We start from the raw sequence: 15,705 nt of genomic DNA on the forward strand, positions 1-15,705 counted from the left end.
ATGTGGATCGAGGAATTTTTAAAGAAGTTCCATTACCGTGTGCATTTTTGGATGAAATGGCTTTAGATAGAAATATTCAATCGATTATAGAGTTAAGTGGAAATAAGAAGATTCGTATAGCGAGTAAATCGTTACGCTCTGTTCCGATTATGCAAAAGATTTTAGCTGCAAATGATCGATTTCAAGGTATTATGTGCTTTTCACCTAGAGAGATTTTATTTTTAATAGAACAAGGATTTAATGATTTATTGCTTGGATATCCTGCTTACGATGAAAGAGCTCTGTATGAAATTAGTTTGTTAACAAAGAAAGGTTTCATTATAACTTGTATGGTGGATTGTGAAGAGCATATTGTGTATTTAGAAAGCATTGCTGAGAAATCTAAAGGATGTTTTCGTGTTTGTTTGGATATTGATATGAGTAGTCGTTTCTTTCAATTTCATTTTGGTGTACAAAGGTCCCCAGTAAAAAATGTGCAGGATGCGTTGAAAGTAGTAGAAAAGGTGAGAAGGTCATCATATTTAATGTTAGATGGTGTAATGGGTTATGAAGCTCAAATTGCTGGGGTGGGAGATCATATACCGAATCAATGGTTGAAAAGTAAAATAATTTCATATTTAAAGCAGAAATCAGTGCTAGAAGTGAAAGAAAGAAGAGAACATATTGTAAAAGCAATACAAAACCTTGGTATTGAGCTAAGGTTTGTAAATGGAGGCGGAACAGGAAGTATAAAAACAACCGAGAAAGATAATTCAGTTTCAGAGATTACAATAGGTTCTGCTTTTTATTCTCCGAAGCTGTTTGATTATTATAAAGAGGTGAAATTTTATCCAGCGGTCGGATTTGCCTTACCAGTTGTGCGTAAACCAGCCCCGTTTATTTACACTTGCCTAGGTGGTGGATATATTGCTTCAGGAGCAGTTGGAAAAGATAAAGAGCCTGAAGTTTGGAGACCGAAGGGTGCAAAACTATTAGCTTTAGAAGGTGCTGGCGAGGTACAAACGCCAATTTTTTATAAAGGTGAGGAACGAGTGGATATAGGAGAGTCCATTTTGTTTCGCCATAGTAAAGCTGGTGAGTTATGTGAGCGTTTTCCCTTTTTGTATCGTGTTAAAAAAGGAGAGATTGTTGGGGAGTATTCAACATATCGGGGGGATGGCCAATGCTTTCTATAAAGGGACAAAAGTGGAGAAATTGGACAGGGAATGTAGAAGGAACGCCGCATTATACGATGTATCCAGAAAGTATACAAGATGTAGTAGAAGTTGTGGGACTTGCGCGAAAAAAGGGGAAGAAAATTCGTGTTGTCGGTTCAGGACATTCGTTTACACCCCTTGTGCAAACGGAAGAAGTTTTAGTTTCTTTAGATGAATTGAAGGGTATTGTGAATATTGATGCAGAGAAGATGGTTGCTGAAGTATGGGCAGGAACAAAGTTATATGATTTAGGGAAGTTACTTGAGGAAAAAGGGTATGCGCAAGAAAATTTAGGGGATATTGATTCGCAATCTATTGCAGGAGCGATTAGTACGGGGACTCATGGAACGGGTATTACCTTTGGGAGCTTATCAACACAAGTTATAGAGATTACGGCAGTTCTATCTAATGGTGAGAGTATAGTTTGTTCGGAAGCTGAGAACGTAGAATATTGGAGAGCGTTTCAGTTGTCACTTGGAATGTTAGGTATCATTGTAAAGATAAAATTGAAGGTTATTCCAGCGTATTCACTCGTTTATGAAAGTGAAAAACAGTCATTATCCACTGTAATGAACAAACTAGAAGAATATAAGAAGCATCGTCATTTTGAATTTTTCGTTTTTCCTTATTCTGATGAAGTACAAGTAAAACTTACGAACGAAACAACGAATCAAGGCAGTGATTTGAAATGGCATAAACTAAAGGTGGAGTTACTTGAAAATAGGATGTTCTCTTTACTATCTAAAGGGTGTAAATGGTTTCCTTCTATAAGTAAAGGAGTGAGTCGATTATCAGCTAAAGCTGTACCAAACACAAAAATAATTGGCCCGAGCTATGAAGTATTTGCTACATCACGTACGGTACCATTTTATGAAATGGAGTATAGCATTCCTTCAAAGTATATGAGGACGGTTGTAGAAGAAATCTCAAATCTTATTGAAAAGAAAAAGTATAAGGTGCACTTTCCGATCGAATGCCGCTATGTAAAAGGGGATGATATATGGCTTAGTCCAGCCTATGGAAGAGATTCAGCGTATATCGCTGTTCATATGTATAAAGGTATGAAATATGCTGCTTACTTTGGCGAAGTGGAAAAAATTTTTCTGAAGTATGAAGGGCGTCCGCATTGGGGGAAAATGCATACATTATCATATGAGCAATTACAAGATATATATCCAGAGTTTCATTCGTTTTTACAGGTGAGGAAATCTCTAGATGAACTTGGAATGTTTTTTAATCCTTATGCAGAAAAGTTATTTATCCCGCTATTTGCCGGGCAGTAAGACCCCCACTGATTAAAGTTTCATATTATGTATATAAAAAAGCTGACAAATAATTATTTGTCAGCTTTTTTTAGTGTAATTGCATTTCTTGTATGACTAATATGTTCATAAAATAGTAGTTTATCACGGCTAAATACATGCAGTAAAATATGAATAATGAATAGGCCGTTAATGATAAATAGGAATAACAATGTAACGAGTAATACTAAAGGCTCTGTGTGATTTAAAATAGAGCTACTAGAAAGAATATAATTGATTCCGCCTAGCGCAAAATAAAATATACCGTAGCGAATAAATAGTTCTTTTAATGTAATACGATTTGATTTTCCTTTCACGTGAATGCGAAGCAATGCTTTCCCAATTGTTTTTCCATTCGTAAAGTATGGAATAATAATAAAGTAAATAAGGATTGAACACGTAATGAAAATGAGTTCATACATATTGGTGTAAGATTGCATATTAGAAACGAAGAAAGAATTTCCTTTGTTTTTAACGACAGGTACGACGATAGATAAGAAAATCCAATCAATTTGCATTGCGATAAGGCGACGAATGAATCCGACTGGTTTCGTTTCCAAATTAATATGACTATCTAACTCGTTTGTCTTCGGAAGGAAGTACGTAAATATTGGTGCAATGATAAAACCAATTACGCCACCTAATGTATTTAAAAACAAATCATCGATATCAAATAATCGGTATGCACAATTGTATATACCGTATAATCCAGTCACTTGTGTTAGCTCAAAAAATAGTGAAAGGAAAAAGGAAATGCAAATTGTTTGTAAGAAACTACGTCGGAAATAATAACGTAAGTAAATGCCGAATGGAACAGTTAATAGAACATTAAAGGCAACTTGTAAAAACGCAGACTCTTTTAATAAGTAGAAATAAGTAGTTGGTTTCGTTAAAACTGCCGATGTATGACTACTAATCTCTTGTATGAAATAAAATGGTGAGAGTTGCATGTGTTGTGTATTAGCCGGTTGTAGGCTACAAGTATCAAACGTTTGTGGCAACGGCAAAATAACAAGAAAATAGGCATTTAATAAGTAAAGTAATAATGAGTATAAAATAAATGAGCGCCATTTATTTAAATAACCGTATTTTCGATAATTAAATATTAAAAAAGGAATTAAAAGAAACATTGCTAAAAAGGGAAATAAAATAAATGCTGTTTTCACTGGAAATAAATATGCAGTCAAAGTAAAACTCCTTTCAATAAAAATTCGTTTATCATTATAGCGCTAAAAATATTTAAATACAAAGTTAAAATCTTTCGAAATAGAAATAATTACTAATTTTATAGGAATTAAGTTATAATAAATTTAATATGAGGATATTATGATTATATAAGTTGAGAGAGGGTACAAGAGATGCGATATGAACTTTTTTCTGTAAGTGGGGATCATATTACGACTTTTGAAAGTGCATGGCGTTTTCAGGAGGGAGAACAGATTTTTGTTCATGATGATCAAACAAAACGAAACTTTATTATTATTCGGCTGACGCATGATGTATTTCAACAAAATAAACATGTTATTCGTTTGTATTGTCAAGAGAAGAAAGTGTATGCATAAGAGAAGCCCTCTTACAGTATGAAAAATAAGAGGGTCCTTACCTCGTTATTTGTGAACAGCCCAATTGATGAGGGCTGATTAAAGTTTCGCTTTATCATTTTATCCCTCGTAAGGAATAAAAAGAGAAGGGTTAATGCACATAGGTAGCATTTGATTTGGAAGAAAGGATATAGCCTTGTATTTTTTGCTTCAAAGTTTCATTGCCTTCTTTTTGAGAAAGCCATGTATGGTAATCTTGTTGTGTTTTCCATAACATACGAATCATATATTCTGCCTTATCATTTGTACGATGAACATGTGAAAACTCTATGTTAATACAACCGTTCGTTCCAGGGGAAGGATAATATTGTTTAAGCCCATAAAATAGCTCATTTTCATATCCGTACTTAATGTGAATGAGTTTAGTAACTATAAACATATAAACACCTCTTTTACGATAATAGTAGGAAAGATAGAATTACTGTAATAGTGAACTTAAATAATATTATACTATTCAGAAAATTCAAAGTAAATGATAGGTTTTAACTTAATAAAGGTATAAAAAAGCGAGTCATTCTATTACACTAGATGACTCGCTTTCAATTTGTAAGTTTTACTTTATAAGAAAATAAGAGTAAGTACACCTACGATAATACAATAGAAAGAGAAATATTTTAAATTTCCTTTTGCCATAATGTTCATAAACCATTTTAGTGAAATATACGTCATGATAAATGTTGCGATGAATGCAACGACATATGGTACGAATAATGTGTCTAGATTTGGATCATTTGCAATGTCTGTAATGCTTAACAACAAGCCACCTAAGCTATAGTAAGAATGAGAAGCGAAGAGCTGTTTCTTGCTTCATACCAAGTAACATTGCTGCTACGATTGTGGCACCAGATCGGCTTATTCCGGGAATCAGTGCGCAAGCTTGTGCTAATCCGACGATGATTGCATCTTTCATAGAAAGGTCGCCATCATTTTTACGACCGCGTAAATTTCTAATAATCCAAAGGCCGACAGCAGTAATAAGAAGGGAAATCCCAACCATCTTCACACCTTTTAAGTACTGATCGATGTAATCTTTAAATAAAACACCAATAACACCTGCTGGAATGGTTGCAATAACAAGATAAATAATAAAGAAGAAATCTGATTTTGCGTCTTCTGCTCTTGTAAATATATAAGAGAGACCATTCTTCGTTAGACGAATTAAATCATTTCTATAAATAAGTAATACAGCTAATAATGAAGCTGAATTAACAAGTAGTTCGAAGCTAAACCCTTCTATTTTTAGTCCTAGCAAATGTTGTGCTAAAACGAGATGACCACTTGAAGAAATCGGAATTGGTTCTGTTAGTCCTTGGAACAGACCGAGAATTAAATATTTTAAAACGTAGTAAAATTGTTCCATAATAACCTCCTTGTTTATTAGTTGAAAGAAACAACTTTTCCATTATAACAAAGATATGGATGAATATTGAAAAGAAATAAATATTCAAAATAAAATAAAAATCCCTTATAGCAGTATAAGGGATTTTTATTTTTAATTAAGAAGTTACTGTTTCTTGAAGACTTTTAGACAATTGAACATCGACTTTTTCAGCATCATGAATATGATTCATAATAGTAGTATTTAATTTTTGGAACATTTGTTGTGTGTTAGCGAATTCTCGTAATATGTCATCATTACAAGACTTTTGGTTTTCGATAGCCTTAATAACATTTGTAGCACCATTTTGTAACGTTTGAATCATAACTAAAATATTTTCAATTCTAGCATTTGTATCGGCGCTCAATTCTACACCTTCATCGACTAAATGTAAATTATCTTTTGTGTTATCATATGCTTTTTCAATTTCTTCTTGAATTTTTTTCGTTAAGTTGCCGATGTTTTTTGTACTTTCTGCTGTACTTTCCGCTAGTTTTCTTACCTCATTGGCAACGACAGCGAATCCTTTACCGTGCTCCCCAGCACGTGCGGCTTCAATACTCGCATTTAATGCAAGTAAATTTGTTTGTGCTGCAATGTTTTGAATGACTTCTACAATTTGCTCGATTTCCTTTGAGCGTTCGCTTAGATGATTCATACTATTAGACGTGCGTTGAGATTGTTCACCTAATTTATTAATTACAATAAGTAAACGGTGAACGGATTCTTTTCCTTCATTAGAGCAGTCAATAATTTCTGCAATAGACTGAATTAAGCTTTGTTCCTTTTGTAACATTTCATTATTTAACTCATTGGAATGTGTCGTACGTGTTGGAACATTTTCGAAACATGAACTTAATTGTTGAACTAAATTTTGAAGTGTATTGTGTTGGTTATTTACAAGTTGATGCTCTTGGACAACGCTTTGTACACGATCGTGGATAGTAGAAATAGTCTCTTGCTTTTCAATATCCTTTTGTTTTAATTCTAATTCTAATTCTTGTATACGCTCTTCTAATTGAGCAATTGTATGTTGGAGTGATTTTTTTTGAGTAAACATGTATTTATTTCAACCGCCTTCGAAAGTTATATTTTCTCTATATTTGGATTTTAGCATCTTTTGTATTTTTTAAATATAGGAATTGTTAAATATTTAAGAATCTATTACATTTTATTCATAATTCTCTTTTTTTCGTCACGAAAAATAAACTGTATTTAATCGTTTTGTAAACAAACTGTAAAATAAATCATGTATAACTGTATAAGAAGGGAGTCGGATTATGAACTATTTTAAGCGAATCAGCTGTCTAGTATTAGCAGGAATTATCGGTCTTTCTAGTACAGTCGCTGTTAAAGCAGAGTCAAACGACGAGAAACTTAACAACATGCAACAGCAATTGCAACAAAACGATGCAGAAATGCAAAAGAAAGAGCAAGAAAAGCAAGCTGTTAGTAAAGAAATTAAAGGTATCGAAAACGAACTACATAATTTAAATAATACAATTGCAAAAAATAAAGAGGATCAAGCTGCTATTCAACGTAAAATTGATGAAACACATAAGCAGATTGAACAAAAAAAGGAAGAAATTATCGTTTTAGAGGATAAAGTCCTTGCTCGTAAAGATATTATGAGAAAACGTATGGTTTCTGTTCAAAACAGTTCAAATACAAGTTTAGTAGTAGAAGTTGTAGTAGAGTCAAAAAACTTTGCAGACTTCTTACAACGTATGAACGCAGTTTCTACTATTCTAGAAGCTGATAAAGAAATTTTACGTCTACAAGAACAAGATCTTCGTCAAATTGAAGAGGACAAGAAAACAATTGACGAAAAAGAAGCATCTTTAGTAGTAGATAAACAAAAATTAGCAAAAGCACAAGCTGAACTGCAAGATAACTTGAAAAAACGTCAAGATAACTTGCAAACAGTTCAAGCTAAATATAATGAAGTGGCAAGCCAACTTAATTTAGCAGCGGAAGAGAAAGCTAAAATTGAATCAAATATGAAGGCAGTACAAGAAACAATTGCTCGTGAACAAGAAGCAGCAAGAATTGCGGCAGAAGAGCGTGCAAAAGCAGAAGCGGCTGCAAAAGCAGAGCAAGAAGCTTTAGCGAAAGCGCAAGCAGAAATTGCTGAAAAGCAAAAGCAAGAAAAAGCTAGTAAACCGGTTGAACCAGTAGCTAATAATAATTCGAAGGTAGAACCTGCACAACCTGAACCATCTTCTAAGCCAACTGCTGGTGGGAAAGAAATTTATGTAGAAGCTACAGCTTATACAGCTGATCCAGGTGAAAATGGTTATGCGCCAGGTCAACAAGTATTTTCTGCATGGGGACCAGGTGGTAAAGGTTATAATCTAACTGCAAACCCAGGAATGAAATTAATTGCTGTAGATCCAAGTGTTATTCCATTAGGTAAGACTGTAAATGTTGAAGGTTATGGAGTAGCAATTGCAGCCGATACTGGTGGAGCTATTAAGGGGCATAGAATTGATGTTTTAATGCCAGATAAAGGTTCATCAAGTAGCTGGGGCAGAAGAACAGTTAAAGTTAAAATTTTAAACTAACAAGTAATCCAACTTTACAATACGTAAAGTTGGATTTTTTTATAATAATAATGTTAAGTTGAGTTTACATTTTGTTAAGGATAGCATACAATAATGGTGAGAGGTGGTAAATTTGACCATTTTAAATAGAGTAAAAGAATTAAGAGCTCGTTTTAACTTTACGCAAAGTGTATTAGCAGAAAAGGTTGGAGTAACGAGACAAACAATTGCTGCAATTGAAAAAGGGGATTACGTTCCTTCGTTGTTATTAGCACTTACAATTTGTGATGTGTTTCAGTTAAAGATGGAAGATGTGTTTGTTTTAAATAAGGAGGGGGAAGAGGATGAATAGAATTGTTTTTTCTTATATCATAAACGTGCTTTATACTGCTTTAGCATGCTGGACATTTGTTGAATTTTATAGTGTCATTACAGAGTTAGCAGATATAATTAAAAACGAGAAATTCCCATTTGAAGTATGGTTTAATGGAGTACCATTCATTTTATTATTTATTGGAGCAATTATAGTTACAATTTTTTATAGAATTCAAAAGAAAAAATATAAGAATTTATCTTTTTGGATGTATCCATTATTATTTCCGCTAGAAGATGAACGTGAAAAAGCGATTACGGATAAAGCTTGTCGAACAACATTTGTATCGTTATGGTTTGTGTTACCTTGTGCAGTTGGATTTTTAACTTTTTCGCCTATTATTAATGAATATCTTCCTGGATACCCATTATATATTCTATTTTCTATTTTCTTTATTCAAATGACAGTATTTCACGTATCACTATACAGAAATAAATTAGCTTAAAAAGAAACCTTCTTGCACTGGCAAGAAGGTTTCTTTTTAAGCTAATACTTGTACATATAGCGATATTATTTTATCATTTTATATAGAGTAAGATTTTGTAAGGGAAAGGAACTGTGTATGAATAAGCAAAGAATTTATAGTATAGTAGCAATTCTGCTATTTGTTGTAGGTGGCGTATTAATTGGAAAGCCATTTTATGATGGATATCAGGCTGAAAAGAAACAGACTGAAAATGTGCAGGCTGTTCAAAAGATGGATTATGAAAAGCATGAGACGGAATTTGTAGATGCTTCCAAAATTAATCAACCAGACTTGGCGGAAGTAGCGAATGCATCATTAGATAAGAAACAAGTAATTGGTCGTATTTCGATTCCAAGTGTTTCAGTAGAACTGCCTGTTTTAAAAGCTTCTACTGAAAAAAACTTATTATCAGGTGCAGCGACAGTAAAAGAGAATCAAGTTATGGGAAAAGGAAATTACGCATTAGCAGGACATAATATGTCTAAAAAAGGTGTTTTATTTAGTGATATAGCTTCTTTGAAAAAAGGCGATAAAATTTATTTGTATGACAATGAAAATGAATATGAGTATACGGTTACTGGTGTATCTGAAGTAACTCCTGATAAGTGGGAAGTTGTAGAGGATCATGGGAAAGATGAGATAACGCTTATTACATGTGTATCTGTAAAGGATAATTCTAAGCGTTATGTTGTTGCTGGTGATTTAGTAGGAACGAAGGCGAAGAAGTAAAAAAGAAGGTGAACTCTTTAAAGAGTTCACCTTCTTTTTTTACTAATGTTGAGAAATAATAGAATATTTTGGTTTGTATTCAAATATTATTCTATTTATGTATAATAAAGTTAGGATTCTATATTTTGGGAGGAACAAGAGTGAGACAACAGGTGAAGAAACTTCTTTTAACAACGAGTATAGCGTTATTGGTAGCTCCAATTTCAGCTTATGCACATCCAGGGCGTACAGATGCTAATGGCGGACATACGTGTCGTACAAATTGTGAGAAATGGGGATTACAGTACGGGGAATATCATTATCACAATAAACCAGCTTCTAGTAGTGGCGCAACGAGCCCAGCTCCTAGCCAGAATAATAATAGTGCTGTAGAAGCTGAGAGACAAGCAGAAGCACAGCGCAATACTGAGGCGGAAAAACAACGTGCTGCAGAAGCGCAACGCAACGCTGAGGCGGAAAAACAACGTAATGCAGAAGCACAGCGTAAAGCTGAAGAAGAGAGACAACGTGTAGCCGAGGAACAAAGAAAAGCTGAAGAGGCACGTAAGCAAGAGGAAGCGCAGCGCCAAGCTGATATGGAAAAAGGTCAACTTGAAGGTCAAAAGAATGGAGAAACTGATTTTAAAGCAGGAAAAAATGATGCAGAAGTGCATGTAGCTGGAAAATCTGATGCATATAAACAAGCGTTTAAAGCGACTTATGCAGCCGTATGGTCTTTAGAAGAGCAGAAGAAAACGCATTTTGAAAAAGGAAAAGAACAAGGTTTAGCACAAGAGACGATGGACGATAGTCAAGTTGCTCCAGAGTTTAAGGTAAACTTTGCAGACGGATTCAAAGTAGGGAATAAAGAAAGAACAGAAAAAATTGAAAAAGAGCAAGCTGAGTTAGGGGAAAAGACAGGGAAAGAACTAGCTGAAAAGAATCCTGGAAATAGAGAGAAAGAAGTATACGTGAAGGCATATGAAACAGCGTATGAAAAAGGCTATAAGTCTACAAAAAAGGCAGTAGAAAAGGCTGGCTATAAGTATGCATTTGAAAACTATGATTTAAAAGTTCCTGCTAAGTATGAAAGAAATGAATTGTTAAAGAAATGGTTTACTGAAGGATTTAAATCGAATAAAAAAGCAGCGGAAATTCGAGAAGAAGGGTATAAAAAGGGAGACAGCTGGTTCTCATTCTTCTATAAGAGTTTCGTACCAAGTGAATATAAAGAACATAAAGTGCTGTACGAACAAGCAATTGAAAAAGGTAAAACAGCATAAAAAAAGATGAGGAGAAATTCCTCATCTTTTTTAATCCATCCATTTCACTAATTTCTTAGAAATTAATAATAAAACACAACCTAGTACAATTGCCACAGCACCAATAACTGTGAATACTTCAGCGTATCCAAGTGAAGTTGTGAAGCTTGCAAGTTGTCCGCCTAAAATGTTGGCGATACCTGAACTTGCTAGCCATACACCCATTAGTAAAGATGCTAATTTTACCGGAGCAAGCGCACTAACCATTGATAGTCCGACAGGTGATAAGAATAGCTCACCTAACGTATGGAAAAGATACGTAAAGACGATAAACAGTAAGTTTGCTTTTTCTGTAATGTTATGTTCATCACTACCTGTTTTTAATGTAGCGATAACGAGAATGATATAACCGATACCGAGCAAGATCATACCAAGTCCCATTTTAGTTGGGATTTTTAAATCACCCTGCTTGCGAGTTGCAAGTTTTGCCCATAATGCAGAAATGACTGGAGCAAGCAAAATAATAAATAATGGATTGACCGATTGGAACCAAGATGTTGGAACTTCCCATCCGAACACAGAGCGGTCTACAAATTTGTTTGTATATAATGTTAATGAGCTACCAGCTTGTTCAAAGCCAGCCCAGAAGAAGACAACGAAGCATGTTAAAATGACGATAACTGCGGTACGTTGTTTTTCTTTTTTTGTTAATGGTGTATCTCCTACTGATGGTTGTCCAGCAGCTGTTTGTAAATCGCGAGTTGGTTTTTTACCGATATTACCAAGGAAGCGATTTGATAGTGTTGTAAATAAAATTTGTCCAATAATCATTCCGATTGAAGCGGCTAAGAAACCGTAACGGAATCCGTAATGTACAACGCCATCAACTGTTGTTTTGAATAAATTTTCTGATAAAAATCCGCAAACGAGTGGAGCTAAAAATGACCCGACGTTAATACCCATATAGAAAATGGTAAATGCACTATCACGTTTTGGATCGTTCTCTTCGTATAATTCTCCAACCAGTGTAGAGATGTTCGGTTTGAAGAATCCGTTACCGATAATAATAAGCGCTAATCCGAGGTATAGGCCTAATTGGTTTTGCAAGGCAAATAGTGTAAGGTTACCGATTGCCATTGTTATACCACCAATTGTGATTGCTTTTCGTCTACCTAGAAAACGGTCTGTTAAGTATCCACCAATCATTGGTGTGAAATAACAGGCTCCAGTATAAAATCCGTAAATAGAGAGTGCCCATGCGGGACTAAACCCAAGACCACCGCTTACTAAAGCTGTCGTTAAATATAATGTTAATAATCCTCGTAATCCATAGTAACTAAATCTTTCCCACATTTCTGTAAAGAAGAGTAAGTATAAACCTGGAGGATGTTTCTTTTTTCTTTGTTGTTCTCTTTCTAGTTGTATCGCTGATTCCATGTTATTTTCCTCCTGACACAAACAAAAACAAAGTTAATAATTTTGTACATTTAATATTTTACCTTATTAACTATTATAAGTCAATAAAGGTTGATTTTTCAGAAGAAATTGGAAAAGAGGAATAGCTATAGAATGGGTGTTTCTTTTGTGATAGACTATGGACTATGTTTTCTTTGCAAGGAAGCGGGTTATTGTACTTTTTTATATGTGAAATTGATTTCATAAAAGATGAGATTAAAGAAGGAGAAAGAAATGAAATTGTTACAGAAAAAAGAAATTTTACTTATTAGCCTTATGTTATTCTCTATGTTCTTTGGAGCAGGGAATCTGATATTTCCACCTTTCCTTGGGTATGAAGCAGGAGAACATGTTTGGATTTCATTAGTAGGGTTTATTATATCAGCAACAGGTCTTCCTATATTAGGTGTTATCTCTATTGCAAAAGCAGGAAGTTTTCAAACGTTAGCGGGTAGGGTTCATTCTTCATTTGCAATTATTTTTCCATGTATCGTGTATGTATTTATTGGACCTGGGCTTGGTATACCACGTGCGGGAAGTTTAGCCTTTGAAATGGGGCCAGGTCAGTTATTCCCTGAAGCAGGAAACGGATTATTATTGTTTTACACAGTTATTTTCTTTAGTATTGTTTACTGGTTAAGTTTATCACCATCTAAACTAATGGGGTTGTTTGGAAAAGTCTTGACGCCATTATTATTATGTATGATTGCACTCATTTTTATAAAGAGTATGTTTACAACAGTAGGAGATATGAAAGAACCAATAGGGAACTATGGCCAAGCTCCTATGTTTCAAGGGTTTTTAGATGGATATTTAACAATGGATGCGTTAGCTGCTTTAATCTTTGGAATTGTTATTGCAAATGCATTACGTGCAAAGGGTATTGAAGATGATAAAGGTTTAGCGAAATATATGAGTATTGCTGGAATTGGGGCAGGACTATTATTATCGATTATTTATGTCATCCTTGGATATGTGGGGGCAATTAGTGGCTCATTAGGAACATTTGATAACGGTGCGAAAGTGTTAGCACAAGTTATGATTACATTATTTGGACAGGGCGGAGTCGTTTTATTAGGTCTTATTTTTACTATCGCGTGTTTATGTGTTTCAATTGGACTTGTTACGTCTTGTAGTCAATTTTTTGCGAGTGCATTTCCGAAAGTATCTTATAAATTGTGGGCATTTATAGTAAGCGTTGTTAGTATGATTTTAGCTAATTTAGGGTTAACGCAAATTTTAAAAGTATCAGTACCAATTCTTGGATTTATTTATCCAATTGCGTTAACGCTTATTATTCTAGGGTTATTCCATCAGTATATTGGAAAGTATGCATACGTATATGCAGTAACTGTTTTGGTTGTAGCGTTATTTAGTGCAATTGACATTTTAAATAAAAATGTAATGATGAATCAGTGGACGTCAGCATTAAAATACATCCCGTTTTATACAGAAGGTGTTGGCTGGATTGTTCCAGCTATTGTAGGCATGTGTCTTGGTTTTATCGTTAGCATTTTTCTAAATAAGAATAAATGAGTAAAAAGGTGTTTTCCTATTTTGGGAAGACACCTTTCTTTTTTTGGAAAAATACTATTGAAAATGAATAGACTAAGAGTATGATAAAGATAATTGGTAATATATAGGTTCAATGAGAGTTACGAATAAGGGGGGAGCGTATGAAGAAGGATTTGGATAAGAAAATAGAAGCACTCGAAACGGCAATTGAAACAATTCAAGAAGCACTTGCTGAATTAAAGGTGAAGCAAAGGGAAATCGAAGTAGAAAACGCTCAGCAACATGTTAGTAAGGACAAGAAGGAATATATTGAAACGGTAATGGAGGAAAAGCCAAAAGAAGAAATAGTTACGATAAAAGAGCCTGTGCAAGAACGTGAGGTAAAACAAGTAGATATATCGGCTTTTAAACCAGAGCCATTTAATATTATTAAGTTTTGTCAGACGTGGTTACCGCGTGTATTTGTCGGTATTATGTTGCTTGGAGTGATCTGGTTATTTAAAGCAGGGGTAGATGCTGGTTTATTAACACCAGCGATACGAATTGTGTTTGGTATCGCATTATCTATCGGGTTGTATTATATAGGAGATATTCAAATTAAAAGAGAGCGGCAAGCGTTAGGATTAGTATTAGCTGGAGGAAGTATTACCGGGATTGTTCTAACGACGTTTGCAGCACATTATTTATATGGATTTATTCCGGCAAGTGTCGCGTTTCTCTGTAATATTGCATGGGTTATTTTAGGTATTTATTTAGCGAAAAGATATCAATCGGAATATCTCACTATTTTCGTAGCGGTCGGTGCGTTCTTCGTACCATTCTTGTTAAATAGTACGACTCCTAATCCTTATATTTTCTTTGGATATGAGACAGTATTAACACTTAGTTTATTATGGTATGCGTTGAAAAATCGTTATAAATACTTATATATGATTTCTTACGCTGTTGCTGCCATTGTCCTTTTCGTTTTCTTTGCTGTTATGTCAATGTTAGTAGAGAACTTGCAAATACAGTTAACGATTGTATATGGTTTGATTCATTTACTATTATTTTGGCATATGTTTACGGAGAGAAGTTTTATACTAGAACCACGTTTGGCGATATTTAGTGCGAATGCAGTGTTCTTTATACTAGCTATTTCAAAAATACCTGATTTTACAACATGGGGATTGATTATTAGTGCATTCGTACATGCCGCTATGTTCGTATGTGAATATAGGAAAAATAGACATTCTACATTTACAAATCTCTTATTTGGTTTCGCAATGGGAGCATTTAGTTTAGCAATTTTATATGAGTATAGTTTAGTGAATGCAGCGATTGTACTATTGTTACAAGGTTTCCTCGGCATGGTCACTTCTATTAAAGTAAAACAACAGATAAAATTGTATGTTAGTGCGACGGTTTACGCAATTGGAATGATACAGACTATTTTTAGCTCGTTTGATCAATTTATTTCGGCAGGCTTTGTTGCTCATCTTATTTTAATAGGAACGTTCTATTATTGCATGAGAGAAGCGAAAGAAGTATTAGCGAGCTTCGGCAAATATATGTATTCTATAGTGCTCTATTGGTTTATGATAATTGTATTTATTACAATTACGAGAATCGGTGAAGTTTTATCTACAGATGGAAGCGTAATTAGTGTATCAGTATCGTTATTATGGATGGTATATGCATTATTTGCGGTTTGGTTTGGAAGAAATAGAAATATGAATGAAATATTATATGCTGGTTTAGTCGTTTTAGTCGTAACGGTAGGGAAGTTATTTTTACTTGACTTACCGGAGGTATCGATGATGATTAGGGCAGTGTTATTCCTAATCGTCGGTAGTATAGGTATCGTTATTTCAAGAATGTTTTTCTCGAAGGAAGAGAAGTGAGAAGAAGGCAATCCATGTATGGAT

The 15,705-nt window shown here is 34.2% G+C and carries 14 protein-coding genes and 1 pseudogene; 10 read left to right on the forward strand and 5 right to left on the reverse strand.

Annotation, left to right across the window (positions count from 1 at the left end):
* Positions 1-2: 2 nt before the first annotated feature.
* Positions 3-1,175 carry an amino acid deaminase/aldolase gene (locus tag NST90_RS03380; protein WP_006920837.1) on the forward strand — a complete coding sequence of 391 codons (1,173 nt, stop codon included), beginning with the start codon at positions 3-5 and terminating at the stop codon, positions 1,173-1,175.
* Positions 1,163-2,479: a D-arabinono-1,4-lactone oxidase gene (locus NST90_RS03385; protein WP_025710080.1), complete on the forward strand. Its 1,317-nt coding sequence runs from the start codon at positions 1,163-1,165 to the stop codon at positions 2,477-2,479. Before NST90_RS03380 ends, NST90_RS03385 begins: the two co-directional genes overlap by 13 nt.
* A 53-nt stretch (positions 2,480-2,532) precedes the next feature.
* Here NST90_RS03385 and NST90_RS03390 read toward each other — a convergent pair whose 3' ends face one another.
* Positions 2,533-3,684, reverse strand: a complete 1,152-nt coding sequence (locus tag NST90_RS03390) for a VanZ family protein (protein WP_000128027.1) — start codon at positions 3,682-3,684, stop codon at positions 2,533-2,535.
* A 171-nt stretch (positions 3,685-3,855) separates the two neighbouring features.
* On the opposite strand from NST90_RS03390, the gene NST90_RS03395 reads away from it, so the two are divergent.
* Positions 3,856-4,059, forward strand: coding sequence for a hypothetical protein (locus NST90_RS03395; protein ID WP_001268332.1), 204 nt, complete (start codon positions 3,856-3,858; stop codon positions 4,057-4,059).
* Between the two features lie 130 nt (positions 4,060-4,189).
* On the opposite strand, the gene NST90_RS03400 is transcribed toward NST90_RS03395, so the two are convergent.
* From NST90_RS03400 to NST90_RS03410, 3 genes and pseudogenes are all read right to left on the reverse strand, one after another.
* Positions 4,190-4,477, reverse strand: coding sequence for a hypothetical protein (locus tag NST90_RS03400; RefSeq protein WP_025710079.1), 288 nt, complete (start codon positions 4,475-4,477; stop codon positions 4,190-4,192).
* A 179-nt stretch (positions 4,478-4,656) separates the two neighbouring features.
* Positions 4,657-5,458, reverse strand: a pseudogene (locus NST90_RS03405) (undecaprenyl-diphosphate phosphatase).
* Between the two features lie 136 nt (positions 5,459-5,594).
* On the reverse strand, positions 5,595-6,536 hold the full coding sequence (locus NST90_RS03410) for a methyl-accepting chemotaxis protein (protein ID WP_283748119.1): 942 nt from the start codon (positions 6,534-6,536) through the stop codon (positions 5,595-5,597).
* Between the two features lie 220 nt (positions 6,537-6,756).
* On the opposite strand from NST90_RS03410, the gene NST90_RS03415 reads away from it, so the two are divergent.
* The 5 genes from NST90_RS03415 to NST90_RS03435 all read left to right on the forward strand — a co-directional run bounded on the left by NST90_RS03415 (position 6,757) and on the right by NST90_RS03435 (position 10,849).
* Entirely contained in the window at positions 6,757-8,040 is a 1,284-nt protein-coding gene (locus NST90_RS03415; RefSeq protein ID WP_098272686.1) for a 3D domain-containing protein, read from the forward strand.
* Positions 8,041-8,152: 112 nt separating this feature from the next.
* Positions 8,153-8,371 (forward strand): helix-turn-helix transcriptional regulator, encoded by a 219-nt coding sequence (locus NST90_RS03420; RefSeq protein WP_000154019.1) that lies wholly within the window; start codon positions 8,153-8,155, stop codon positions 8,369-8,371.
* Complete coding sequence (locus NST90_RS03425; RefSeq protein ID WP_001080043.1) at positions 8,364-8,837, forward strand: hypothetical protein; 474 nt, start codon at positions 8,364-8,366, stop codon at positions 8,835-8,837. The genes NST90_RS03420 and NST90_RS03425 overlap by 8 nt, the downstream gene beginning before the upstream one ends.
* A 117-nt stretch (positions 8,838-8,954) precedes the next feature.
* Complete coding sequence (locus NST90_RS03430; RefSeq protein ID WP_001041727.1) at positions 8,955-9,587, forward strand: class A sortase; 633 nt, start codon at positions 8,955-8,957, stop codon at positions 9,585-9,587.
* Positions 9,588-9,727: 140 nt separating this feature from the next.
* A complete protein-coding gene (locus NST90_RS03435) occupies positions 9,728-10,849 on the forward strand; it encodes a YHYH domain-containing protein (RefSeq protein WP_016121907.1) in 1,122 nt (373 codons plus the stop codon).
* Between the two features lie 30 nt (positions 10,850-10,879).
* On the opposite strand, the gene NST90_RS03440 is transcribed toward NST90_RS03435, so the two are convergent.
* Positions 10,880-12,265 carry a peptide MFS transporter gene (locus NST90_RS03440; protein ID WP_000443143.1) on the reverse strand — a complete coding sequence of 462 codons (1,386 nt, stop codon included), beginning with the start codon at positions 12,263-12,265 and terminating at the stop codon, positions 10,880-10,882.
* 252 nt (positions 12,266-12,517) lie between these two features.
* Here NST90_RS03440 and brnQ point away from each other — a divergent pair, with 252 nt between their 5' ends.
* Together brnQ and NST90_RS03450 are read left to right on the forward strand one after the other, a co-directional pair.
* On the forward strand, positions 12,518-13,819 hold the full coding sequence (gene brnQ / locus NST90_RS03445) for a branched-chain amino acid transport system II carrier protein (protein WP_000771692.1): 1,302 nt from the start codon (positions 12,518-12,520) through the stop codon (positions 13,817-13,819).
* 140 nt (positions 13,820-13,959) lie between these two features.
* Positions 13,960-15,681: a DUF2339 domain-containing protein gene (locus tag NST90_RS03450; RefSeq protein WP_000710910.1), complete on the forward strand. Its 1,722-nt coding sequence runs from the start codon at positions 13,960-13,962 to the stop codon at positions 15,679-15,681.
* Positions 15,682-15,705 lie beyond the last annotated feature (24 nt).

Origin of the sequence: Bacillus sp. FSL E2-8900 (genome assembly GCF_037966225.1) — a bacterium.
Classification (GTDB): domain Bacteria; phylum Bacillota; class Bacilli; order Bacillales; family Bacillaceae_G; genus Bacillus_A; species Bacillus_A cereus.

Bases quoted from the DNA above. Each gene is read 5' to 3' on its own strand.
- NST90_RS03425 (WP_001080043.1), top strand. From the start codon at position 8,364: ATGAATAGAATTGTTTTTTCTTATATCATAAACGTGCTTTATACTGCT.
- NST90_RS03415 (WP_098272686.1), top strand. From the start codon at position 6,757: ATGAACTATTTTAAGCGAATCAGCTGTCTAGTATTAGCAGGAATTATC.
- brnQ (WP_000771692.1), top strand. From the start codon at position 12,518: ATGAAATTGTTACAGAAAAAAGAAATTTTACTTATTAGCCTTATGTTA.
- NST90_RS03430 (WP_001041727.1), top strand. From the start codon at position 8,955: ATGAATAAGCAAAGAATTTATAGTATAGTAGCAATTCTGCTATTTGTT.
- NST90_RS03440 (WP_000443143.1), bottom strand. From the start codon at position 12,265: ATGGAATCAGCGATACAACTAGAAAGAGAACAACAAAGAAAAAAGAAA.
- NST90_RS03450 (WP_000710910.1), top strand. From the start codon at position 13,960: ATGAAGAAGGATTTGGATAAGAAAATAGAAGCACTCGAAACGGCAATT.
- NST90_RS03385 (WP_025710080.1), top strand. From the start codon at position 1,163: ATGCTTTCTATAAAGGGACAAAAGTGGAGAAATTGGACAGGGAATGTA.
- NST90_RS03395 (WP_001268332.1), top strand. From the start codon at position 3,856: ATGCGATATGAACTTTTTTCTGTAAGTGGGGATCATATTACGACTTTT.
- NST90_RS03410 (WP_283748119.1), bottom strand. From the start codon at position 6,536: ATGTTTACTCAAAAAAAATCACTCCAACATACAATTGCTCAATTAGAA.
- NST90_RS03400 (WP_025710079.1), bottom strand. From the start codon at position 4,477: ATGTTTATAGTTACTAAACTCATTCACATTAAGTACGGATATGAAAAT.